Here is a 22,037-nt window from a genome sequence, read left to right as displayed (position 1 = left end):
GCTCAGACGAGCGAGTCCCGCCAGGCCGCGTGCAGGGTGGCGAAGCGGCCCTCGCCGGCGATGAGCGCCTCCGGAGTGCCGTCCTCGACGATGCGGCCGTGCTCCATCACCAGCACCCGGTCGGCGATCGCGACCGTCGAGAGGCGATGCGCGATGATGACCGCCGTGCGGTCCGCCAGGAGCGTCTGCAGGCCCTGCTGCACCAGGCGCTCGCTCGGGATGTCGAGGGAGGAGGTCGCCTCGTCCAGGATCAGCACCGCCGGGTCGGCCAGGAACGCGCGGGCGAACGAGATCAGCTGGCGCTGACCGGCCGAGACGCGGCCGCCGCGCTTGTTGACGTCGGTGTCGTAGCCGTCCGGCAGCGCCTGGATGAACTCGTGCGCGCCGACCGCCTGCGCGGCCCGGACGATCTCGTCGTAGGACGCGGTCGGCCGCCCGATCGCGATGTTGTCGGCGACGGATCCGGAGAAGAGGTACGCCTCCTGGGTGACCATCACGATCGCGCGCCGCAGGTCCTTCGGGTGCAGCTGCCGCAGGTCCACTCCGTCGAGGGCCACCACGCCGTCGCTCGGGTCGTAGAAGCGCGAGATCAGCTTGGCGAGCGTCGTCTTGCCGGCGCCCGTGGACCCGACGAGGGCGATGGTCTGCCCTGCGGGGATGTCGAGGTCGAAGCGCGGCAGCACCTCGCGGTCGGCGGTGTAGGCGAAGCGGACGCCCTCGAAGCCGAGCCGGCCCCGCGCCTGGCGCAGGTCGACCGGGCGGGCCGGATCCGGGACGCTCGGCTCCTCCGCCAGCACGCCCGAGATCTTCTCGAGCGCGGCGGCCGCCGACTGGTAGGAGTTGTAGAACATCGCCATCTCCTGCACCGGGTCGAAGAAGCGCCGGGTGTAGAGCAGGACCGCCAGCAGCGCGCCGATCTCGAGCCCGCCGTCGAGCACGCGGACGCCGCCGATGAACAGCACCACGGCGACGGTGACGTTGCCGATCAGCACGAGCCCGGGGTCGAAGGTGCCGAACACCCCGAAGACGCGCTTGTAGGCGAGCCGGTACTGCTCGACGACCCCGCCGAACACGGACTCGTTGCGCTTCTGCGTGCGGAAGGTCTGCACGGCGCGGATGCCGGTCATCGACTCCACGAACTGCACGATCAGCCGTGACGAGGCGACGCGGGTGCCGCGGAACAGCGCCTGCGACCGCTTCTGGAACCAGCGGGTGAGCAGCGCGAGCGGCACCAGGGCGCAGGCGAGCACGATGCCGCTCACGCCGTCCAGGGAGACCAGGGCGATCGCGACGAAGCCCATGTAGAGCGCACCCTGCACCAGCTGGTTGATGCCGGAGTCGAGCAGCTCGCGGATGGAGTCGAGGTCGCTGGTCTGGCGCGAGATGATCCGGCCGGAGGTGTAGTTCTCGTGGAACTCCAGGCTCAGCTTCTGGGTGTGCAGGAAGACCCGCTTGCGCAGGTCGATCAGGATCGCCTGGCTCACCCGCGCGGAGAGCACGGTGTACCAGGCGACCAGGAGCGCGCCGACGAGTCCGGTGAGGATGTAGGCGCCGACCGTGACCGCCAGCGGGACCGCGTTCCCCGCGAGGACCGCGGGCAGGCCGTTGTCGATGCCCGCCGCGATCAGCGCCGGTCCCGCGACCTGGGCAGCGGTCGCGACGACGACCACGACCGCGGTGAGCACCAGCCGCAGCCGGAGCGGCCGCAGCAGGGAGCCGAGCAGCCGCAGCGAGCGCCGGCGCAGGGCCGCCGACTCCGCTCTGCTGAGGTCGTCGCGCTCCTCGGAGGAACCGAGCGTGCTCATGATCGCGTCTCCTGGTGGGTCGTCGTGGGGCGGGAGCCGATGCGCTCGGTCCCGGCGGGCCTGGTCAGCTCGTCCTCCTCGAGGCTCGAGATGACGAAGCGGTAGTGCGGGCTGCTCGCGAGCAGCTCGCTGTGGGTGCCGACCGCGGTGATGCGGCCCTCCTCCATCAGTGCCACGCGATCGGCGAGCGCCACCGTCGAGGGGCGGTGGGCGACGATGATCGCCGTGGTGTCGCCGAGCACACGGCGCAGCCCCGCCTCGACGCGCGCCTCCGTGTCGACGTCGAGCGCCGAGAGCGGGTCGTCGAGGACGAGCACCGCCGGACGCGCGGCCACCGCGCGGGCGAGGGCCAGGCGCTGGCGCTGGCCGCCGGAGAGGCTCATCCCCTCCTCGCCCACCTTCGTGTCCAGGCCCTCGGGGAGGCGGTGGACGAAGTCGGCCTGCGCGATCTCGAGGGCCTCGAGCAGCTCCTCCTCGGTCGCGTCGGGTCGGCCGAGGAGGACGTTCTCGCGCACGCTGGTGGAGAAGAGCGTCGCGTCCTCGAACGCCATGCCGATGTGCGTGCGCAGCTCGTCGCGGCGGAGCCGGCGGATGTCGACGCCGTCGAGCTCGATGGCTCCGCCGGTCACGTCGTAGAGGCGCGGGAGCAGCGCGGTGAGCGTCGTCTTCCCGGAGCCGGTGATGCCGACCAGCGCCATCGTCTCGCCCGGCTCGACCTCGAGGTCGACGCCGTCGAGGAGGTCGCGGTAGCGCTCGGGGGCGTCCTGGTACCGGAAGTGGACGTCGCGGAAGCGCACCCGGCCGCGCGGCTCGAGGATCGTCTCGGGGTCCTCCGGGTCGGTGATGGTGTTCCGGCTGTCCATCACCTCGAAGTAGCGGTCGACCGCCGTGCGGGTGTCGAAGGTCATCGAGAGGAGGAAGCCGATCGACTCGACCGGCCAGCGCAGCACGGTCGCGGTGGCGAAGAAGGCGAACAGCTCGCCGACGCTCAGCTGACCGGCCGCGGCGAGCCAGACCCCGCCGAGCAGGCAGAGCGCGAACGCGATGTCCGGCACCAGCAGGAGGACGAGCCAGATCCCGGCGATGGCACGGGCTTTGTCGATCTCGGTGCCGCGGAGCTTCTCGGCCTGGCCTGCGAAGTTCTCCAGCGCGTGCTGGTGGCGGCCGAAGGCCTTCAGGACGCGGATGCCGTGCACCGACTGCTCGACGGTCGTGGCGAGGTCGCCCGCCTGGTCCAGGCTGCGGCGCGCGATGCTCGAGTAGCGCTTCTCGAACGCGAACCCGTAGATCCAGACCGGGATCGAGCACACGACGAAGAGCACGCCGAGGATCGGGTTCCAGTAGACGAGGACGCCGAAGCCGACGACGATCGTCAGCGCGTTGACCACGAGCAGGACGAAGCCGAAGGCGATCCAGCGGCGGATGAGGCTGAGGTCGCTCATCGCCCGCGACAGGAGCTGCCCGCTCTGCCAGCGGTCGTGGAACGAGACGGGGAGGTCCTGCAGGCGGCTGTGGAGCGCCGAGCGCATGCGCGCCTCGATCCGCGTGGTGGGGGTGAGGACCATCCGGCGCCGCAGCGCGATGGCACCGGCCTCGACGACGCCGAGCACGAGGATGACGGCGACCGGGCCGATCAGCGGCCCGAGGTCGCCGGAGCCGGCGGAGGCCGCTCCGTCCCCCAGCGGCCCGTCGACGAGCTGCTGCAGGACGATCGGGATGACCAGCGACACCAGGCTCGCCACGAGCGCGACCGCGATGCCGCCGACCAGCCGGGGCAGGGAGTCACCGACGAAGGGGACGAGGCGCAGCAGCGTCTGCAGCGTGCTCGGGCGCTTCTGCGCGGGGGCGCCGGGAGACGGGAGGGCGGGAGCGGACACGGCGGAGGGCTTTCGCGACGAGGACGGATTCTCCCCTGCCGGGTGGGCGGGGAGGCGGGAGGTGCCACCGGGCCGGAGAGCTCCGGGCAGCCTTGAAGGCTATACCCGGGCTATGTGCCCCGTCCAGCGGCCGCCGCGATCCGGCGGTTCCCCCGCCTCCGCCGTCAGCGGACGCGGACCGAGAGGCAGGTGACGCAGCCCTCGAGCTTCTCGAACTCCGAGACGTCCACGGTGAGGACGCGGTAGCCCAGGCTCCGCAGCAGCTCGGCGCTCCGGGGAGCGGAGGCGGCCATCAGGAGGGTGTCGTCGTCGAGGACGACCACGTGGGCGCCCGGCTCCTCGGGCATCGGCAGGAAGGAGGGGAACAGGCGCGGCTCGTCGACGACCGGCTCCCAGCCGATGACCGTGCCGTCGGGCAGCGCGGTCACGGCGCTCTTGAGGTGCAGCACCTTCGTCAGCGGGACCGCGACGACGTCGTACCCGCGGGGGCGGAGGATCGCGCGCAGCTGGGCGACCCCCGCCGCGTCGGTCCGGCCTCCGCGGCCGACGTAGACCGTCGATCCCACCTTGAGGACGTCGCCGCCGTCGAGCGTGCCCGGCTCCTCGATGCGGTCGACCGTCAGGCCGAGGGCGCGGACGGCCTCCTCGGCGCCCGCCGTCTCTCCGCGGCGGGACTCCGCTCCGGACCGGGCGATCACGGCGTGGTCGCCGAAGACGACGACCGCGTCCTCGAGGAAGACGGAGTCGGCGAGTCCGGGCGCCGGTGCGGCCTCGACCGTCTCCCAGCCGGCCCGCTCGAGCAGGTCGACGTACGCCTCCCACTGCTGCTGGGCGCGCTGCTGGTCGACGGGGACGCGCTCGAGGTGGGTGAGCTCGCCCGCCGAGAGGTCGGCGGCCGGGGCCCGGACGATCGCGATGCGGCGGTCGGTGACGACGGTGGCCGGAGCGCCCGTGGTGCGGAGGCGGTTCCAGAGTGCGCGGCCGACGCTCGCCGCCGAGACGGTGAACGCGAGCAGGAAGACGAGGTTGAGTCCGGCGAAGGTCTGGAAGATGGAGGCCCAGACGGCGCCCGTGACGGCCTCGCCGGTGGCGCTGGCTTGGACGAGCGTGCCGAACACGGCTCCGACCACCCCCGCGACGAGTCCCGCGAGGGCGGCGCTCCAGGTGCGTCCGAGCATCCCCGCGACGGCGAGGACGAGGACGACCACGAAGCCGAGCACGCTCGAGAGCAGGAAGTAGGCGTTGACCTGCGGGATGGAGCCGGGCTGCAGCTGGTTGCCGATGAAGAAGGCCAGCAGGTTGGCGAGGTGCGCCACGAGCGCGGTCGCCGCGGCGGCGAGCAGCGCGACGAGGATCCGGCGGCCCGTCCCGGGCGCGCGGCCCCGGTTCGGGGCGATCGTGGAAGCGGCGGTCGGGGTGTCGGGAGTGGACGCGGGCGTCGAGTCGGAAGGCACCCGGTGACCCTACGCGCCCCCGCCCGCGCCCCGCCTGTCGATCCCCTAGCAGCCCCCTAAGAGCCGCCCACCGCAAAGCAGAGCGGTTTCAGCGGCGTCCCGTGCCCAGCGATTCCCGTGATCCACGACGCCCCCGCTCCCTGTAACGCCTCACATCGCGAGGCCGACCGCGCCCCGCCGCGCGAGCAGCGGCCGGGAAGACGCCCGCCGCAAGGCAGAGCCGACCCAGCGGGAATCGCGTGCCAAGCGATTCACGCGACCGGCGACGCGACCCGCTCCACGGAACGCTCCGTGTCGCGAAGCCGACCGCTCCCCGCAGGATGCGGCCGGGAAGACGAGCACCGCAAGGCAGAGCCGGTTCAGCGGGAATCGCGTGCCAAGCGATTCCCGCGACCGGCGACGCACCCCGCTCTACGGAACGCACCCCGTCGCCGAGCCGACCGCGCCCCGCCGCGCAAGGAGCGGCGGGGAAGACAAGCACCTGAGTGACGGGCGCTCCGCGCCCGTCACTCAGTGGAAGAAGTGCCGCTCCCCCGTCGTGTACATCGTGACGCCGGCGCGGGCGGCCGCGTCGATGACCTCGGCGTCGCGGACGGACCCGCCGGGCTGGACGACGGCCTTCACGCCGGCGGCGAGGAGCACCTCGAGGCCGTCGGCGAAGGGGAAGAACGCGTCGGAGGCGGCGACGGAGCCGGGGGCGCGGTCGCCGGCGCGGGTGACGGCGAGATGGCAGGAGTCGACGCGGTTGACCTGGCCCATGCCGACGCCGACGGAGGCGCCGCCCTTGGCGAGGAGGATCGCGTTCGACTTGACGGCGCGGCAGGCCTTCCACGCGAACTCGAGGTCGAGCATCGTGTCGGCGTCGGCGGGCTCGCCGGCGACGAGCTGCCAGCCGGAGCTGACCTCGCCGGGGCCGCCGATGAAGCGGTCCGGCTCCTGCAGCAGCAGGCCGCCGGAGATCTGCTTGAACTCGCGCTCGACGGGGGCGTAGAAGTCGGGGAGCTGCAGCAGGCGCAGGTTCTTCTTGGTCTTCAGCACCTCGAGCGCCTCGGGCTCGAAGCCGGGGGCGACGAGCACCTCGGTGAAGATCTCCTTCACCGTCTCGGCCATGGCGAGGGTGACGGGCCGGTTCGCGGCGATGACGCCGCCGAAGGCCGACACCGGGTCGCACTCGTGGGCGCGACGGTGGGCGGAGGCGATGGGGTCGATCGCCTTCGAGCTCGCGATCGCGATGCCGCAGGGGTTCGCGTGCTTGATGATCGCGACGGCGGGCAGCACGAAGTCGTAGGCCGCGCGGACGGCCGCGTCGGCGTCGACGTAGTTGTTGTAGGACATCTCCTTGCCGTGCAGCTGCGTCGCCTGCGCGATGCCGGTGCCGTCGGGCGAGACGTAGAGGGCCGCCTTCTGGTGCGAGTTCTCGCCGTAGCGGAGGACCTGCTGCAGGGTCCCGCGGATCTCGACCGAGCCCTCGACGCCCTCGGCCGCCTCCTGCCCGGCGAACCAGGCGGCGACGGCGGAGTCGTAGGAGGCGGTGTGCGCGAAGGCGCGGGCCGCCAGGGTGCGGCGCGCGGCGAGCGTCGTGCCGCCGTCGGCGAGGGCGGTCGCGATCCCGGAGTAGTCGGCCGGGTCGACGACGATCGCGACGTTCGCGTGGTTCTTCGCGGAGGCGCGGACGAGGGCCGGGCCCCCGATGTCGATGTTCTCGACCACGGTCGCCGGGTCGGCGCCGCCGGCGACGGTCTCGCGGAACGGGTACAGGTTCACCACGACCAGCTCGAACGCGGCGATGTCGAGCTGCTCCAGCTGCTCGCGGTGCGAGGCGAGCCTCAGGTCGGCGAGGATGCCCGCGTGCACGGCCGGGTGCAGCGTCTTCACGCGGCCGTCGAGCGACTCCGGGAACCCGGTGACGGCCGAGACGTCGGTGACCTCGTGGCCGGCGCCGCGGAGGGTCGCTGCGGTCGAGCCGGTGGAGACGAGCTCGACGCCGGCCGCGGCGAGCGCCGCTCCGAGCTCGAGCAGGCCGGTCTTGTCGCTGACCGAGATCAGCGCCCGGCGGACGGGGACCCGGTCGCGGTCGTCGTAGCTGCTGGGGTCGTGGGCGGTGATGCTCATGCGCGGGCGAGCTCCTCGAGGTCGACGGTTCCGTGGGCGATGTCGAGCACCGTCTGCACCAGCAGGCGACGCTCGATGGTCTTGATGCGCTCGTGCAGCGCGTCCTCGCTCTCGCCGGGGAGCACGGCGAGGCTCTCCTGGGCGATGACGGGTCCCGTGTCGACGCCGGTGTCGATCACGTGCACGGTGACGCCGGTCTCGGTCGCGCCGGCGGCGAGGGCGTCGCGGACGGCGTGGGCGCCGGGGAAGAGGGGCAGCAGGGCGGGATGCGTGTTGATCATCCGCGGGCTGAGCGCGTCCACCACCACGGGCGGCAGGATGCGCATGAAGCCCGCGCAGACGACGAGGTCGGGCTCCCACTCCCGGATGCGCCCGAGCAGGGCGGCGCCCCACTCGTCGCGGGAGGAGAAGCCGCGCGGCGCGACCGTGAAGGCGGGGACTCCGCGCTCCTCGGCGTGGCGGAAGCCCTCGGCGTCGGTGTCGCTGCCGACCGCGACGATGCGGGCGGGGAAGCGCTCGTCGCCGGTGGCGTCCAGCAGGGCGCGGAGGTTCGATCCGCCGCCGGAGAGGAGCACGACCAACTTCAGCACTGCGCAAGTCTAGGGGGACGCCTCCGCCGGCGTCAGCCGCGTCGGCTGCGGCCCGCGGCGAGGCCCAGGCCCGCGGCCAGCGCGAGCTCGAGGGCGGCGACCGCCCCGACGACGAGCGGGTCCGGGCCCACCTGGGCGAGCCGCCCGGGCCCGGCGGCGCCCGCCGAGAACCAGGCGAGGAGCCCGAGCAGCAGGCCGCCGACCACGCCGATCCCGCCGGCCGCGGCCGCGCCCCAGCGCAGCAGCGAGCGTCCGTCGAGCGCCTCGATCACGCCGCGCCGCAGCCGCCATCCCGCGGCGAACCCGGCGAGCAGCGGCACGAGCAGCCCGAGGAATCCGAAGGCCGAGTCCCCTGCGGGCAGTGCGGCGAGGACCGGGATCGACGGGATCGGTCCGAGCAGCGTCCCGGCCGCGCTCACGGAGGAGCCGGTGCCGAGGGCGAAGCCCGGGCCGATCAGCCAGCTCGTCGCCCAGATCACCAGGTTCGGGAGGAACGCCAGCTGCCCGAGAGTGAGGGCCAAGCCGCCGAGCGCCTCGGCGCCCAGGCTCTCGTAGAGCGCGACGACCGAGGTGTAGTGCACGACCAGCAGCACGGCGACGAGCACCGCCGCGACGCCGACCACGCCCGCCGCGGCGAGCGCTCCCCCGCGCAGCGAGGCGAGGACGAGCCCGGGCCCCGGCGCGGGGACGCGGTCGAGCGCTGAGGCGGCCAGCTCGCCGAGGGGGTCGGCCTCGTCGCTGCGGGCGGAGTGGAGCGCTGCTCCGACGAGCACCCCCAGCGCGAAGACGAGCGGCGGCAGCAGCGTCCCCTGCAGGGGATCGACGGTGGCGGCCGGGTCCGCGGACCCGAGCGAGACCAGGAGCGCGATCGCCAGGTAGGTCGCGATCGCGACGAGGACGCCGATGGCCCGGAACGGCGATTCCTGGGCGCGGCGGCCGGTGCGCGCGCCGAGCAGCACGGTGAGGAGTGCGAACGCCAGCGGAGCGATCGTCACCGGGAAGGCGTCCGCGCCTCCGGGCAGCGCCACGGCGAGGGCGGAGTCGGGGGCCAGCGCCGCCTGCAGGTCGGCCCCGTGGCCGAGCAGCCAGGCGTCGGCGGCGACCCGCCAGAACACGCCGAAGTCGACCGTCGTGTCGTACTGCACGGCCCAGAGGACGGTCAGCGGGACGAGCGGGATCGCGATCCCGATCAGCGCCGACAGCGCGGCGTCGAAGGCGGCGAGGAGGGCGACGGTGATCCGGTTCATGGGCCTGACGAGCCTAGCGGCGGCGCGCTCGGAGGCGGGTCAGGGGCGCGCCGCCCGGCCCTCTAGTGTCGGAGCCATGACGGGGACCTCGGACGCACGGACGGAGCGCGGCCTGGACCGCCTCGTGAACTTCTCCGACGCCGTCGTCGCCATCGCCATCACGTTCCTCGTCCTCCCCCTGGTCGACGTGGTCGAGGAGGGCCGCGCGGCCGATCTGGGGTCCCTCCTCACCGGGCACTACGGCACCCTCTCCGCCTTCTTCATCACGTTCGCCGTGATCGGACGGCTGTGGGCGGTCCACCACTCCGTCTTCGAGGGCGTGGCCCGGTACTCGCCCGCGCTCGTCGTCGCGAACTTCGTCTGGCTGGCCGCGGTCGTCCTGCTCCCCTTCGCGGCGAACCTGATCTCGAACGTGCTCGACACCGACGGCAGCGTCATCGCGCTCTACATCGGCACGATGATCGCGGCGAGCGCGGCGACCCTCGCGATGCAGCTCATCGTGCGCCGCGACCCGGATCTCCTGGCCCCGGGGGCGGAACCGCGGCGCTCCCTCTCGAGGTCGCTGATCGTGATCAGCGTCCTCCTCGCGGCCCTCGTGCTCGCCGTCGCCGTGCCGGCCGTCAACATGTTCGCGCTCCTGCTGCTCCTGCTCTCGGGTCCGATCGAGCGCCTGGTGCACCGCGGTCGCCCCGGAGGACGAGCGGCCCACCGCCGGACGGAGCGCGGGCTCGACCGGCTCGTCAACTTCTCGGACGCGACCGCCGCCATCGCCATCACCGTCCTCGTCCTGCCGCTGGTGCAGCTGGCTCCCGAGGTCGCCCGGGAGGGCGGCGGAGTCCCGGCGCTGCTCGCGGAGCACATGGACTCGGTCCTCGCCTTCGCGCTCTCCTTCGCGGTCATCGCCGTCTTCTGGATCCCCCACCACCGCGTCTTCGAGATCGCCGGGGACTACGACGGCGCCCTGGTGTGGCTGGACCTGCTCTGGCTGGCCGCGCTGGCGTTCTTCCCGTTCTCGACGAGCGCGCTGGCGCTGTTCCCGGACTCGCGGGCGACGATCGGGCTCTACATCGGCACGATGGCCGCGATGAGCGGGGCGCTGGTCCTGATCGAGCTGCGCCTCTCCCGGCACCCGGAGCTCAGGCGGCCCGGCGCAGGGCCCCTGCCGCTCGCGCCCGCCCTGCTGCCCTTCGCGCTGCTCCTCGTCGCACTGGCGCTGGCGCTGCTGGTCCCGTCGGTCGGGCTCTGGTGGCTGCTCCTGCTCCTGCTGCAGCGGCCCGTCCGGGCACTGCTCGCGCGGCGCTGATCCTCAAGCGCCGGGCGTCCAGCCCAGCTGCGGGGCGATGCGCTCGGCGACGGCGCGCAGGATGCGCCGGTGCGACTCCACCCCGCCGACCGCCGGGAGCGTCACCGTGAGCGCGTCCGCCTCCGCGAGCGCCGGATCCGCGGCGAGCGATGCGACGATCCGCTCCGGGCTCCCGACGTGGAGGGGGCTGAAGCGCATCGGGGCGGCGATGATCGACCGGTCGGCCGTGCGGGGCCGGCCCTCGTCGTCCATCCGCGCGAGGTAGCCCTCGATGAAGGGGCGGTGCGCCTCCTCGTCGGCGGCGTCGAGCAGCGGCAGCACGATCCGGCCCGCCGTCACCCTCGACGTGCGCCCCGGGTGCGCGGCGGCGAAGGCCTCGCGGTAGGCGCGGATCTGCACCGCCTGCTGCTCGGCGAACGGCAGGCCCGTCTCCTCCGTGTTGAGCGTGGACACCTGCAGGTGCATGCCCTGCTCGCCCGCCCGGACCGCGGAGGACACCGTTCCCGCCCCGTACCAGAGCCGGTCGGCGAGGCCGGGCGCGTGCGGCTGCTGAACCAGCGGAGCGCCGACCGGGACCGACATCAGGGCCGACTCCGCGACGCCGAGCACGGCGCCCGAGAGCGCCTCGCGGAGTCGCGCGATGCGCTCCTGCGCCTCCTCGCGGAAGTCGCGCTCGGCCTGCCCGAACACCCCGTCGAAGACGGAGGAGAGATGCGCGAAGCCGCTGCTGACGCCGAGGTCGAGGCGTCCGCCCGAGAGCAGGTCCACGGTCGCGGCGTCCTCGGCGAGGCGCACGGGCGACTCGTAGCGGGCGCCGATGACCGCGGTCCCGAGGCGGAGGCGGCGGGTCCGCTGGGAGGCGGCCGCGAAGAAGGTCATCGGAGACGCGAGGTAGCGCTCGAAGTGCCGCACGCGGACCCAGCCGGTGCCGTAGCCGAGCTCCTCGGCGAGCTCGAGCAGTGCCAGCCCGTCCTCGAGGCTCCGCGCGGCGTCGCCGGGCTGCTCGGGGCCCTCCGGGTACGGCACGAAGGTCAGCAGGTCGAGTCCGAGACGGCGGGTCACGCTGCGACGCTACTCCGGCCGGACCCGCCCCGACGACGGAACGGACGGCGCCGCCCGCCGGAGCAGGGGCACCGTCCGTTCCGACGGTGGTGCGGGGAGGACGGGCGCTAGAGCGCCGCGTAGACCTCGCGGAGCAGGGCGGCCGTCTCGGACGGCGTCTTGCCGACCTTCACGCCCGCGGCCTCGAGGGCCTCCTTCTTGGCCTGCGCGGTGCCGGCCGAGCCGGAGACGATGGCGCCGGCGTGGCCCATCGTCTTGCCCTCGGGGGCGGTGAAGCCCGCGACGTAGCCGACGACGGGCTTCGTGACGTTCGCCTTGATGAAGTCCGCGGCGCGCTCCTCGGCGTCGCCGCCGATCTCGCCGATCATCACGATCGCCTTCGTCTCGGGGTCGGCCTCGAACGCGGCGAGTGCGTCGATGTGCGTCGTGCCGATGATCGGGTCGCCGCCGATGCCGATGGCGGTCGAGAAGCCGAGGTCGCGCAGCTCGTACATCATCTGGTAGGTCAGGGTGCCCGACTTCGAGACGAGGCCGATCGGGCCCTTGCCGGTGATCGTCGCGGGGGTGATGCCCACGAGCGACTCGCCCGGCGTGATGATGCCGGGGCAGTTGGGGCCGATGATCCGCGTCTTGTTCCCCTTCTCCTGCGCGTACGCCCAGAACTCCGCGGAGTCCTGCACCGGGATGCCCTCGGTGATGACGACGAGGAGGCCGATCTCGGCGTCGATCGCCTCGATGACGGCGTCCTTCGAGAAGGCGGGCGGCACGAACGCGATGGAGACGTCGGCGCCGGTGGCCTCCATCGCCTCCTTCACGGTGCCGAAGACGGGGAGCTCGACGTCGCCGTGGGTGACGGTCGTGCCGGCCTTGCGGGCGTTGACGCCGCCGACCACGTTCGTGCCGGCCTTGAGCATCAGCGCGGTGTGCTTGGTGCCCTCGCCGCCGGTGATGCCCTGGACGATGACCTTGGAGTCCTTGGTGAGGAAGATCGACATGCTTGTTCTCTGATTCCTTGAGTCGTCGGGTCCGTTACGCGGCGGCGAGTTCGGCGGCCTTGTCGGCGCCCTCGTCCATGGTCGCGGCGAGCGTGATGAGCGGGTTGGCGGCGGCCTGGAGGATCGCGCGGCCCTCCTCGACCTTGTTGCCGTCGAGGCGGACGACGAGCGGCTTCGTGGCCGAGTCGCCGAGGATCTCGAGCGCCTGGAGGATGCCGTTGGCGACCGCGTCGCACGCGGTGATGCCGCCGAAGACGTTGACGAAGACGCTCTTGACCTGCTCGTCGCCGAGGATCACGTCGAGGCCGTTCGCCATCACCTGGGCGGAGGCTCCGCCGCCGATGTCGAGGAAGTTGGCCGGCTTCACGCCGTTGTGCCTCTCTCCGGCGTAGGCGACGACGTCGAGCGTCGACATGACCAGGCCCGCGCCGTTGCCGATGATGCCGACCTCGCCGTCGAGCTTCACGTAGTTGAGGTCGTTCTCCTTGGCCTTCGCCTCGAGCGGGTCGGCGGCGTCCTTGTCCTCGAGCGCGGCGTGGTCCGCGTGGCGGAAGCCGGCGTTCTCGTCGAGCGAGACCTTGCCGTCGAGCGCGACGATGTCGCCCTCCTCGGTGAGCACGAGCGGGTTCACCTCGACGAGCGTGGCGTCCTCGCCGGTGTAGACGTCGTAGAGCTTCACCAGGACGGGCGCGACCTTGGCGATCAGCTCCTCCGGGAACTTCGCCGCGCGGGCGATCTCCTCGGCCTTGGCCTGGTCGATGCCCTGGCCGGGGACGACCTCGACGCGCGCGAGGGCGTCGGGGCGCTCGACGGCGAGCTGCTCGATCTCCATGCCGCCCTCGTAGGAGGTGAGCGAGAGGTAGGAGCGGTTGGCCCGGTCCAGCAGCACCGAGAAGTAGAACTCGCGGTCGATGCGCGCACCGCCGGCGACCATGACGCGCTTGACGACGTGGCCCTTGATGTCGAGGCCGAGGATCGACTGCGCCGCGGCGAAAGCGTCCTCGGGGGTCTTCGCGACCTTCACGCCGCCCGCCTTGCCGCGGCCGCCGATCTTGACCTGCGCCTTGACGACGGTGACGCCGCCCAGCTTCTCCGCCGCGGCGCGCACCTCCTCCGGCGTGTCGGCGACGATGCCCGGGAGCACGGGGACGCCGTACTTCTCGAACAGATCACGGGCCTGGTATTCGAAGAGATCCACGCTGCATTCCCATTCCGCGCCGAGCGCGCTTGCGTTTCGAGTTCGAGGTGGCCCGGACGACGCCGGAGTCTCGGCACTGTCCCTGGGCCGCGCCGAGTCTACTCCGCACCCGCCGCGGGCTTCCCGTGCGGACGCCCGCCGGGGCACCGGCCCCTCCTCCGCCCGCCGCTCCCGCGTAGCGTGGAGCCATGTCGTCGGCCACCCGCACCCCGGACGTCTTCCGCGAGGGCGTGTTCCTGCTGGCGGGGGCGCGCGCGATCCTCCTCCAGATCGCGCACCCGGCGGTCGGGCAGGGCGTCGCCGACCACTCCGACTTCGTGCACCGGGCCGTGAACCGCCTGCACGGGACGCTCTCCTACCTCTACGTCCTGCACTACGGCACTCCCGAGGACGTGCGCGCCGTCCGCCGCCGCGTGAACAGGGCGCACGTGCCCGTGCGCGGCCCCGGCTACACGGCCTTCGACCCGGACCTGCAGCGCTGGGTCGCGGCGACGCTCACCCAGTCGATGCTGCAGCTCTACGAGGGCGCCTTCGGTGCGCTGAGCAAGGAGGAGGCGGACGACATCGTGCGCCGCTCCGTCGTCGTCGGCGCGGCCCTGCAGATGCCCGCGGACCTGTGGCCCGACTCCCGCACCGCGTTCGACGCCTACTGGGAGCGGGAGCTGGAGCGCCTCGAGGTCACGCCCGCGGCCCGCCGGGTCGCCCACGACCTGCTGGGCCCGAGCATCGCCGCCTGGTACCTGCGCCCGCTCGGCCCCTACCTCCGCCTGATCACCGCCGGCCTGCTCCCGGCGGCGCTCCGCGAGCCCTTCGGCTTCCACTGGACCGCACGGCAGGAGGCGCGGTTCGAGCGGGCGCTCTCGCGCACCTTCGCCGTCTACCGCCTGCTTCCCGCGATCGTGAGGACGGCGCCCAGCCGCTACTACCTCGCCCGGGTCCGACGCGACGCTCAGAAGCCGGCCACGACCTCCCAGCCCGCGTAGGCGGCGAGCTCCAGCCCGAGCGCCTGCGCGGCCGCACGCGCCTCGTCGATCCCGCGCTCGTCGCGCACGTCGACGGTGACCGGCACGCTGTCGCCGAACCCCGCGATCTCGACCCGCGCGCTCGTCGGACCGCTGTAGAGCGGGACGTGCGCGTCCGCGGTCCGCGCGCCGACCACTCGCGAGCCGGTCGCCTCTGCGATCACCGCGAGGGCGAACGGAGCCGTCACCACCGCATCCGTGTAGAGCGTCGCCTCGCCGCGCATCGCGCCTCCCGTCGTCCGACCCGCGGAACCGGGCCGCAGCAGTCCGACTGTAGGCAGCCGCCCGCGCCTCCCGCACCCCCTTCCGCTCGGCGCCGGGATGCGCACTCCCCGCCCGTCCGTGCTGAACATCCGGTGCGGATCGCTCGACGCGGCCGCCCGGCGGATCTACGGTGAAGCACCCGGCATCCGCCGCGGCGGTCAACGACGACTGGAGCCTTGATGAGCATCACCGAACCCCGCACGGCCGAGGCCCCCGCCGCTCCCCCGCCCGCCGCCGGCTTCGGCACCCTCTCCGTCGCGGCCATCCTGGCGGAGGCGGCGCGGCGCACCCCTGACACGATCGCCATCCGCGTCGGCGAGCAGGCCGTCGACTACGCGACCCTCTGGCGGCAGACCCGTGCCTACGCCGGAGCCCTGCGCGCCCAGGGGATCGGACCGGGCGACCGCGTGGCCCTGCTCGTCCCGAACGTCCCCGACTTCCCCCGCGGCTACTTCGCCGTCCTCGCGCTCGGCGCCGTGGTGGTCCCCGTGCACGCCCTGCTCAAGCACGACGAGATCGCCTACGTCCTGCGCGACTCCGGAGCCGTCGCGCTCGTGTGCGCCGCTCCGCTGCTCGCCGAGGGGGCCGCCGGAGCGGACCTCGCCGACGTTCCCGTGCTGAGCGTGATGGTGCCCGACGGCACCGCCTCGCCCCTACCGCGCCTGGAGGACCTCGCCGCGGAGGCGACCGCGATCGACGGCTACGTGCCCCGCTCCCCCTCCGACACGGCGACGATCCTCTACACCAGCGGCACCACCGGCCGCCCGAAGGGGGCGGAGGGGACGCACTTCGCGATCGTCTCGCAGTCGGACGTGCTGCTGATGAACACGTTCGACCTGCACCGCGGCGACGTGGTGCTCGGGGCGCTGCCGCTCTTCCACACCTTCGGGCAGGTCTGCGCGATGAACACGGCCTTCCGCACCGCCGCGACGGTCGTCCTGGTGCCGAAGTTCGACGGCGACGCCGCGCTCGAGGCGATGATCGCCCACGGCTGCACGGTCTTCGAGGGCGTGCCCACGATGTACGTCGCCCTGCTCGACGCCGCGACCCGGCGCGAGGACCGGCCGCCGCTGCGCTACGCGGTCTCGGGAGGCGCCGCCCTGCCCGTCGCCGTGATCGAGCGCTTCCGCGAGGTGTTCGGCGTCGAGATCTACGAGGGCTACGGGCTCACCGAGACCTCCCCGGTCGCCACCTTCAACCACGTCGGAGTCCCGCCGCGGCCGGGCACGGTCGGCACGCCGATCTGGGGCGTCGAGGTCGAGGTCGCCCGCCCCGACGTGACCGACCGCGTCGAGCTGCTCCCCCGGGGCGAGCTCGGCGAGATCGTGGTGCGCGGGCACAACCTGATGAAGGGGTACCTCGGCAACCCGGCGGCGACCGCGGAGGCGGTGATCGACGGCTGGTTCCGCACCGGCGACCTGGGCACGAAGGACGAGGAGGACTACATCCGCATCCTCGACCGCACGAAGGACATGATCATCCGCAACGGCTACAACGTGTACCCGCGCGAGGTCGAGGAGGTGCTGATCGGGCACCCGGCCGTGCAGAACGCGGCGGTCTTCGGGATCCCGGACGAGCGCCACGGCCAGGAGGTGATGGCCGCGGTGATCCTCGCCCCGTCGGCGACCGCCACCGCGGAGGAGCTGATCGCCTACGCGAACGAGCACCTCGCCGCCTTCAAGTTCCCCCGCCGCGTCGAGTTCGTCGACGCCCTCCCGCTCGGGCCCAGCGGCAAGATCCTCAAGCGGGAGCTCGTCGCGCGCTACGCCGGCTGACCACTTCCGCGAGATGCCACTCGGGTGAGCCCGCCACGGCGTGCCGCGCACCGGAGCGGCATCTCGCGGACGGCGACCAGAGGGCACACGGGAAGGGACGGACGTCAGCCGAGCAGGGACCAGACGGTCCCGGTGAGGACGGTGCCGACCGCGGCGCCCGCGAGGACCTGGGCGGGGGTGTGCGCGCCGAGGCGCACCCGCGACCAGAGCACCCAGAGGACGATGGGCACGCTGATCAGCAGGGAGAGCGGTCCGTAGGCGATCAGCACGACGACGGCGCAGGTGGCGACCACCGCCGCGTGCCCGGACAGCTTCCAGACCAGGTTGACCACGCCGACGGCGAGCACCACGGCCACGGTCACCACGCCGAACGTGGTCACCGCGGCAGGAGCGCCGAGCGCGGCGAGAAGCACCAGTCCGGCCGCGATCGACACCAGCGCCAGCGCGATCGGCAGCGCCCGCTCGCGCCGGTCGGGCACGTGATGGTCGCCGTGGATCCGGCCGGTGCGCATCAGCAGGCGGATGACGAGGTAGGGCACCACGCCGACGAAGAGCGCCGCGAGCGCTCCCCAGGCGACGCCGAGCAGGGGCGGATCCGCGACGCGCGCGCCGACCACGACCGGCACGAGCACCGCGAGGACCGCCGGGGAGAACACCTCCGTCGCGAGCCGCGCGGCCGCCGATCCGGCCGCCACCGGACTAGATCTTCTCGATCGGCGCGACCTTGATCAGCAGCTTCTTCGCGCCCACCTGGTCGAAGAGCACGTGCGCCACGCGCTTCGAGCCCTCGCCCGTCACCGCGTTCACACGCCCCTCGCCGAAGTCGGTGTGCCGGATGCGGTCGCCCGCGATCAGCTCGAGGTCGCCGTTGTCGCGCACCATGCCGGTGATCCGGTTCGGGAACTCGCCCTTGGCCTTCGGCGCCGCGGCGAGCGCCTCCCGGAACTCGGTGTTCGATCGCGACTTGCCGAAGCCGGGCCGCTGAGCGTTCAGGGCCCGGGGCTGCGTGCCGCCGCGCGAGGTCGCCGCGCCGGGCGACTGGCGCCACTGGATCAGCTCTCCCGGGATCTCCTGCAGGAACCGGCTCGGCATCGCGACCGACGTCTCGCCGTACTGCGCGCGGGTCATCGCGAGCGAGAGGTAGAGGCGCTTGCGGGCCCGGGTGATCCCCACGTAGAACAGCCGCCGCTCCTCGGCCGGGCCGCCGGGCTCGTTCGCCGAGATGCGGTGCGGGAGCAGGTCCTCCTCGATGCCGGTGAGGAACACGGCGTCGTACTCGAGGCCCTTCGCCGTGTGCAGCGTCATCAGCGAGACGGTGCCGGAGTCGTCGTCGAGGTCGTCGGCCGCGGCGACCAGCGAGACCTCGGTGAGGAAGTCCACGAGCCCGCCGTCCGGGTTGTTGCGCGCGAACTCCTTGGTGACGGCGATGAGCTCGTCGACGTTCTCGGCGCGGGCCTCGTCCTGCGGGTCGCGGCTGGCGCGGAGCATGTCGAGGTAGCCGCTGCGGGTGAGGAGCGCCGTCAGGACCTCGTGCACCTTCGCCTCGCCGCCCTCCCGTGCGGGGTCGAGCATCAGCGCGCACTCGTCGAGGAGGGTCGCGAGGTCGACGATCGCCTTCGTCACCTTCGGGCCCATCCCGAGCGAGCCGGCGTTGCGCATCGCCTCCCGCAGGGTCACCGCGTTGGTGTCGGCGAACGACTGCAGCTGCGCCTCCGTCGCGGGGCCGATGCCCCGCTTCGGAGTGTTCATGATGCGCCGCAGCGCCAGCACGTCGGCCGGGTTCGCCACCGTGATCAGGTACGCCAGGGCGTCCTTGATCTCGGCGCGCTCGTAGAACTTCGTGCCGCCCAGGATCCGGTAGGGCAGCGCGGAGCGGATGAAGATCTCCTCCAGCGCGCGGGTCTGCGCGTTGGTGCGGTAGAAGACCGCGATCTCGTCGTAGCCCGTGCCCGCCGCGTGCAGGCGGGCGATCTCGTCGACCACGAACTGCGCCTCGTCGTGACCCGAGTAACCGGTGTAGCCGACGATCTTCTCCCCGTCGCCGCTGGAGGACCAGAGGTTCTTCGCGCGACGGTCGAAGTTGTTCGAGATGACGGCGTTGGCCGCCGAGAGGATGTTCTGCGTCGAGCGGTAGTTCTGCTCGAGCAGGATCACGCGGCAGCCCGGGAAGTCGCGCTCGAACTCGACGATGTTGCGGATGTCGGCGCCGCGGAACGCGTAGATGGACTGGTCCGAGTCGCCGACGACGGTGAGCGAGGCCCCCGGGATGGAGCCGTCGGCCGTGACCGGTCCGCGGTAGGGGCGGTCGAACTGCGCCGCCGCCATCGTCGCCGGCGGCACGGGCCGGGTCAGCTCGTGGATCAGCGAGTACTGGGCGTGGTTCGTGTCCTGGTACTCGTCGACCAGCACGTGGCGGAAGCGCCGCTGGTACTTCGCGGCGACGTGCGGGAAAGCGCGGAAGAGGTAGACGGTCTGCGCGATCAGGTCGTCGAAGTCGAACGCGTTCGCCCCCTCGAGCGCCCGCGAGTAGGCCCGGAAGACCTGGAGGAACATCTCCTCGTTCGGGTCGCTGAGGTTCGCGGTGCGGGCGTAGGAGTCGACGTCGGCGAGCTCGTTCTTGAGCTTGGAGATCTTCGCGGAGGCGCTCGCGACGGTGATTCCGAGCGAGTCGGCCTCGAGGTCCTTCACGATGCGCTTGAGCAGGGCGCGCTGATCGCCCGAGTCGTAGATCGTGAACGACTTGGTCATGCCGAAGTTCTCGGCCTCGCGGCGCAGGATCCGCACGCACGCGGAGTGGAACGTCGAGATCCACATCCCCTCGGCGCTCTGCCCCACCAGCTTCTCGACGCGCTCGCGCATCTCGGCCGCGGCCTTGTTGGTGAACGTGATCGCGAGGATCTGGCTCGGCCAGGCCTCGCCGTTGCCCAGGAGGCTCGCGATGCGCCGGGTGAGGACGCTGGTCTTGCCCGAGCCCGCACCCGCGACGATGAGCAGCGCGTCTCCGCGGTACTCGACCGCCTCGCGCTGCTGGGGGTTCAGCCCCGCGACGAGCTGCTCGTGCGCCGGGTCGGTGCGGGGCGCGTCCCCGGGGCCGCCGGGGGGACCGACGATGACCGGGGTGGCGCGGGAGTCGCTCGGATCGAAGAGGAAGCTCATGTCCCTCCGAGTGTAGATCGCCCCTCCGACACCGGGAGCGGTCAGGCGGTCCGCTGACGCGGCGCGGGCGAGGTGAGCGCCCCGCCGACGTCCAGTCCGCGCCACGCGAGGGAGAAGCCGAGCACGGCGAGCGCCGACGTCGACACCGCCAGGAGCTGCAGGAGCGCGAAGGCGGTGAGGTCCTTCGTGTCGTCGGGGTAGTACTGGATGCCCTGGACGGCGAGAGCCGCGAGCAGCACCACCACGATCACCGAGCACACCAGGAGCAGCCGGTTCACCCCGCGCCGCGCGGGCCTCTTCGGCGCTCGGCCCACCTGGGCCCTGGTGGTCAGCCACGCGCAGGCGGCGGAGGCGGAGGCGAGCGCGACGAGGTCGGCCCCGAGGACGTCGCTCGCCCGGTGCCAGGAGGCGGCCATCGTCAGGTTGCCGACCAGCACCACGACCGCGCCGCCCAGCGCGAGCACGACGGTCCGCGCGCGCCCGGGGACGACCATCGCCAGGGCGAAGACCACCGAGACGGCCGCCGCGGTGTGCCCGCTCGGGAAGCTGCCGCCGGTGTACCAGGAGTCGGTGTCGACCAGCTCGGGCCGCTCGAGGACCACGTTCTTGAGCAGCTGGGTGAGCCCGGCCGTGACGACGATCGAGCCGACGGAGGCGACGGCCAGCGCCGGGCGCCTCCGGATCAGTGCGATCGCCGCGACGAGCAGGGCGCCGACGACCATGGAGAGCGGGGTGACGTCCGCGAGCGCCCCCGCGGCGGCGCCGGTGGCCCGGCCGAAGACGAGGTCGGCGCCCCGGAGCCCCGAGTTCTCGACGCCCTGGCCCTGAGGGGTGAGCACGGCGAGCCAGTAGACGACGGCGACGCCGATCACGGCGAGGACGGCGGTGGTGATCCAGCGGCGGGTGATGCGCTCTCGGGTGGACACGGGGCCTCCTCTCGAGGGTCGGGCGGGCGGTGGTGAGCCGATGATGCCAGCGCAGCCTCCGCGTCCGCTCGGCACGCGCCGGACGAGAACCCGATCGGCGGACCGGTCAGCCGCGGAGCAGGCGCTCCTGCTCGGCCGCCCGCGCCTCGATCGCCAGATCGGGCTGGTCGGCGAAGACGCCGTCCACTCCCGAGCGGAGGATCATCGCGAACTCCTCCTGCCAGCCGCCGTACTCCGCCGGGTCCTTCCCGCGGCGGTGCACCTTCTCGAGGAATCGGTTCTCGGCGCGCAGCGTCCAGCAGTAGACCTCGAGCCCGGCCGCGTGGGCGTCCTCGACGAGCGGACCGGTCCCCGTCGCCCGGCCGGCCGCGTCCCGCGAGAAGAGCATGCTCTTGTCGACGCTGATCCCGTCGACGACTCCGGCGAGGTTCCGCAGTCCCGCCGGCGTGGTGAAGGCGGAGTAGGGGGCCGCGGCGGCGCCGTGGGCGGCCACGAGGTCGGGCGGGGCGCCTCGCGACTCGAGCAGGTAGATCCGGCGGGTGCCGACTCCGCTCACCGCGAGCCGCTCCAGAACGGTCTTCTCGAAGCTCTCGATCGTGAGCCGCGGGTCGCGCGGACCCCAGCCCGCGGCGGCGAGCTCCTCGCGCAGCAGCACGTCCAGCGGCAGCCCGATCCCGGCGAAGTACGTCGCGTGCTTGATCTCGGCGACGAGCCCCGGCGGAGCGAGCGGATCGTCCTCCGCCGCCCGGTCCAGCAGCGCCAGCAGCTCGCTGAAGCGCAGCAGCGGGAACTGCCCGTCGAACGTGGCGCTGGAGCCGCGCACCGCCGGCAGCCGCTCGCGGGCCCGCAGCTCCGACAGCTCGTCCCAGGTGAAGTCCTCGGTGAACCAGCCGGTGATCTCGCGGCCGTCGATCCGCTTGGTGGTGCGGCGTGCAGCGAACTCCGGGCGCTTCTCGACGTCCGTCGTGCCGGAGATCTCGTTCTCGTGGCGGAGGACGAGCACGCCGTCGCGGGTCGCCACCAGATCGGGCTCGAGCGCATCGGCGCCCAGCGCGATCGCCAGCTCGTAGGCGGAGCGGGTGTGCTCCGGTCGGTAGCCGCTCGCTCCGCGGTGGCCGATGACGAGCGGTGACTGACGCGCGGGCATGCCGCGATCCTACGGGCGGCACTGCACGGCTCGCAGCGGAGTCGAGGTCCGCTCGAAGAGAACAGCCAGACTCTGAGAGGTGCTCTCAGATAAGGTGGTGTCCA

17 protein-coding genes are annotated in these 22,037 nt (G+C 72.9%); 3 read left to right on the top strand and 14 right to left on the bottom strand.

Features of this window, described 5'->3' with window-relative positions; all coding sequences use genetic code 11:
• Nucleotides 1-2: 2 nt before the first annotated feature.
• The 6 genes from C5B92_RS01745 to C5B92_RS01720 all read right to left on the bottom strand — a co-directional run bounded on the left by C5B92_RS01745 (nucleotide 3) and on the right by C5B92_RS01720 (nucleotide 9,085).
• Nucleotides 3-1,805 (bottom strand): ABC transporter ATP-binding protein, encoded by a 1,803-nt coding sequence (locus tag C5B92_RS01745; protein ID WP_104256124.1) that lies wholly within the window; start codon nucleotides 1,803-1,805, stop codon nucleotides 3-5.
• Nucleotides 1,802-3,682, bottom strand: a complete 1,881-nt coding sequence (locus tag C5B92_RS01740) for an ABC transporter ATP-binding protein (protein WP_104256123.1) — start codon at nucleotides 3,680-3,682, stop codon at nucleotides 1,802-1,804. The genes C5B92_RS01745 and C5B92_RS01740 overlap by 4 nt, the downstream gene beginning before the upstream one ends.
• Before the next feature lie 164 nt (nucleotides 3,683-3,846).
• Nucleotides 3,847-5,136, bottom strand: coding sequence for a dimethylargininase (gene ddaH / locus C5B92_RS17775; protein ID WP_308471158.1), 1,290 nt, complete (start codon nucleotides 5,134-5,136; stop codon nucleotides 3,847-3,849).
• Between the two features lie 510 nt (nucleotides 5,137-5,646).
• Nucleotides 5,647-7,248 (bottom strand): bifunctional phosphoribosylaminoimidazolecarboxamide formyltransferase/IMP cyclohydrolase, encoded by a 1,602-nt coding sequence (gene purH / locus C5B92_RS01730; RefSeq protein ID WP_104251068.1) that lies wholly within the window; start codon nucleotides 7,246-7,248, stop codon nucleotides 5,647-5,649.
• Nucleotides 7,245-7,838, bottom strand: a complete 594-nt coding sequence (purN, locus tag C5B92_RS01725; RefSeq protein ID WP_104256122.1) for a phosphoribosylglycinamide formyltransferase — start codon at nucleotides 7,836-7,838, stop codon at nucleotides 7,245-7,247. The genes purH and purN overlap by 4 nt, the downstream gene beginning before the upstream one ends.
• 32 nt (nucleotides 7,839-7,870) lie before the next feature.
• Nucleotides 7,871-9,085, bottom strand: coding sequence for a DUF6350 family protein (locus C5B92_RS01720; protein WP_104256121.1), 1,215 nt, complete (start codon nucleotides 9,083-9,085; stop codon nucleotides 7,871-7,873).
• A 76-nt stretch (nucleotides 9,086-9,161) separates the two neighbouring features.
• Here C5B92_RS01720 and C5B92_RS01715 point away from each other — a divergent pair, with 76 nt between their 5' ends.
• Nucleotides 9,162-10,388, top strand: coding sequence for a TMEM175 family protein (locus tag C5B92_RS01715; protein ID WP_181028714.1), 1,227 nt, complete (start codon nucleotides 9,162-9,164; stop codon nucleotides 10,386-10,388).
• Between the two features lie 3 nt (nucleotides 10,389-10,391).
• Here the strand turns inward: C5B92_RS01715 and C5B92_RS01710 are convergent, their stop codons facing one another.
• From C5B92_RS01710 to sucC, 3 genes are all read right to left on the bottom strand, one after another.
• Nucleotides 10,392-11,450, bottom strand: a complete 1,059-nt coding sequence (locus C5B92_RS01710; protein ID WP_104256119.1) for an LLM class flavin-dependent oxidoreductase — start codon at nucleotides 11,448-11,450, stop codon at nucleotides 10,392-10,394.
• Between the two features lie 107 nt (nucleotides 11,451-11,557).
• Complete coding sequence (gene sucD, locus C5B92_RS01705) at nucleotides 11,558-12,445, bottom strand: succinate--CoA ligase subunit alpha (protein ID WP_104224929.1); 888 nt, start codon at nucleotides 12,443-12,445, stop codon at nucleotides 11,558-11,560.
• 34 nt (nucleotides 12,446-12,479) lie between these two features.
• On the bottom strand, nucleotides 12,480-13,643 hold the full coding sequence (sucC, locus tag C5B92_RS01700; RefSeq protein ID WP_104224928.1) for an ADP-forming succinate--CoA ligase subunit beta: 1,164 nt from the start codon (nucleotides 13,641-13,643) through the stop codon (nucleotides 12,480-12,482).
• Between the two features lie 188 nt (nucleotides 13,644-13,831).
• On the opposite strand from sucC, the gene C5B92_RS01695 reads away from it, so the two are divergent.
• Nucleotides 13,832-14,626: an oxygenase MpaB family protein gene (locus tag C5B92_RS01695; RefSeq protein WP_104350026.1), complete on the top strand. Its 795-nt coding sequence runs from the start codon at nucleotides 13,832-13,834 to the stop codon at nucleotides 14,624-14,626.
• On the opposite strand, the gene C5B92_RS01690 is transcribed toward C5B92_RS01695, so the two are convergent.
• A complete protein-coding gene (locus tag C5B92_RS01690; protein WP_104224926.1) occupies nucleotides 14,593-14,889 on the bottom strand; it encodes a hypothetical protein in 297 nt (98 codons plus the stop codon). The genes C5B92_RS01695 and C5B92_RS01690 overlap by 34 nt on opposite strands.
• Nucleotides 14,890-15,108: 219 nt before the next feature.
• Here C5B92_RS01690 and C5B92_RS01685 point away from each other — a divergent pair, with 219 nt between their 5' ends.
• Nucleotides 15,109-16,704, top strand: coding sequence for a long-chain fatty acid--CoA ligase (locus C5B92_RS01685; protein WP_104350025.1), 1,596 nt, complete (start codon nucleotides 15,109-15,111; stop codon nucleotides 16,702-16,704).
• Between the two features lie 104 nt (nucleotides 16,705-16,808).
• On the opposite strand, the gene C5B92_RS01680 is transcribed toward C5B92_RS01685, so the two are convergent.
• The 4 genes from C5B92_RS01680 to C5B92_RS01665 all read right to left on the bottom strand — a co-directional run bounded on the left by C5B92_RS01680 (nucleotide 16,809) and on the right by C5B92_RS01665 (nucleotide 21,933).
• Entirely contained in the window at nucleotides 16,809-17,399 is a 591-nt protein-coding gene (locus C5B92_RS01680; RefSeq protein WP_104350024.1) for a phosphatase PAP2 family protein, read from the bottom strand.
• A 4-nt stretch (nucleotides 17,400-17,403) separates the two neighbouring features.
• Nucleotides 17,404-19,860, bottom strand: a complete 2,457-nt coding sequence (locus C5B92_RS01675; RefSeq protein ID WP_104261607.1) for an ATP-dependent helicase — start codon at nucleotides 19,858-19,860, stop codon at nucleotides 17,404-17,406.
• Between the two features lie 41 nt (nucleotides 19,861-19,901).
• Nucleotides 19,902-20,786 carry a phosphatase PAP2 family protein gene (locus C5B92_RS01670; RefSeq protein WP_104224743.1) on the bottom strand — a complete coding sequence of 295 codons (885 nt, stop codon included), beginning with the start codon at nucleotides 20,784-20,786 and terminating at the stop codon, nucleotides 19,902-19,904.
• Nucleotides 20,787-20,892: 106 nt separating this feature from the next.
• The gene (locus tag C5B92_RS01665) at nucleotides 20,893-21,933 is read right to left on the bottom strand and encodes a glycerophosphodiester phosphodiesterase family protein (RefSeq protein ID WP_104256113.1); all 1,041 of its coding nucleotides are present in this window, start codon (nucleotides 21,931-21,933) and stop codon (nucleotides 20,893-20,895) included.
• Between the last annotated feature and the right edge of the window lie 104 nt (nucleotides 21,934-22,037).

The organism is Rathayibacter sp. AY1A4 (assembly GCF_002930955.1).
In the GTDB taxonomy this organism is placed as follows: Bacteria; Actinomycetota; Actinomycetes; order Actinomycetales; family Microbacteriaceae; genus Rathayibacter.
Note: the sequence above shows the minus strand (reverse complement) of the source record. Positions and strands in the feature narration are given on the sequence as shown.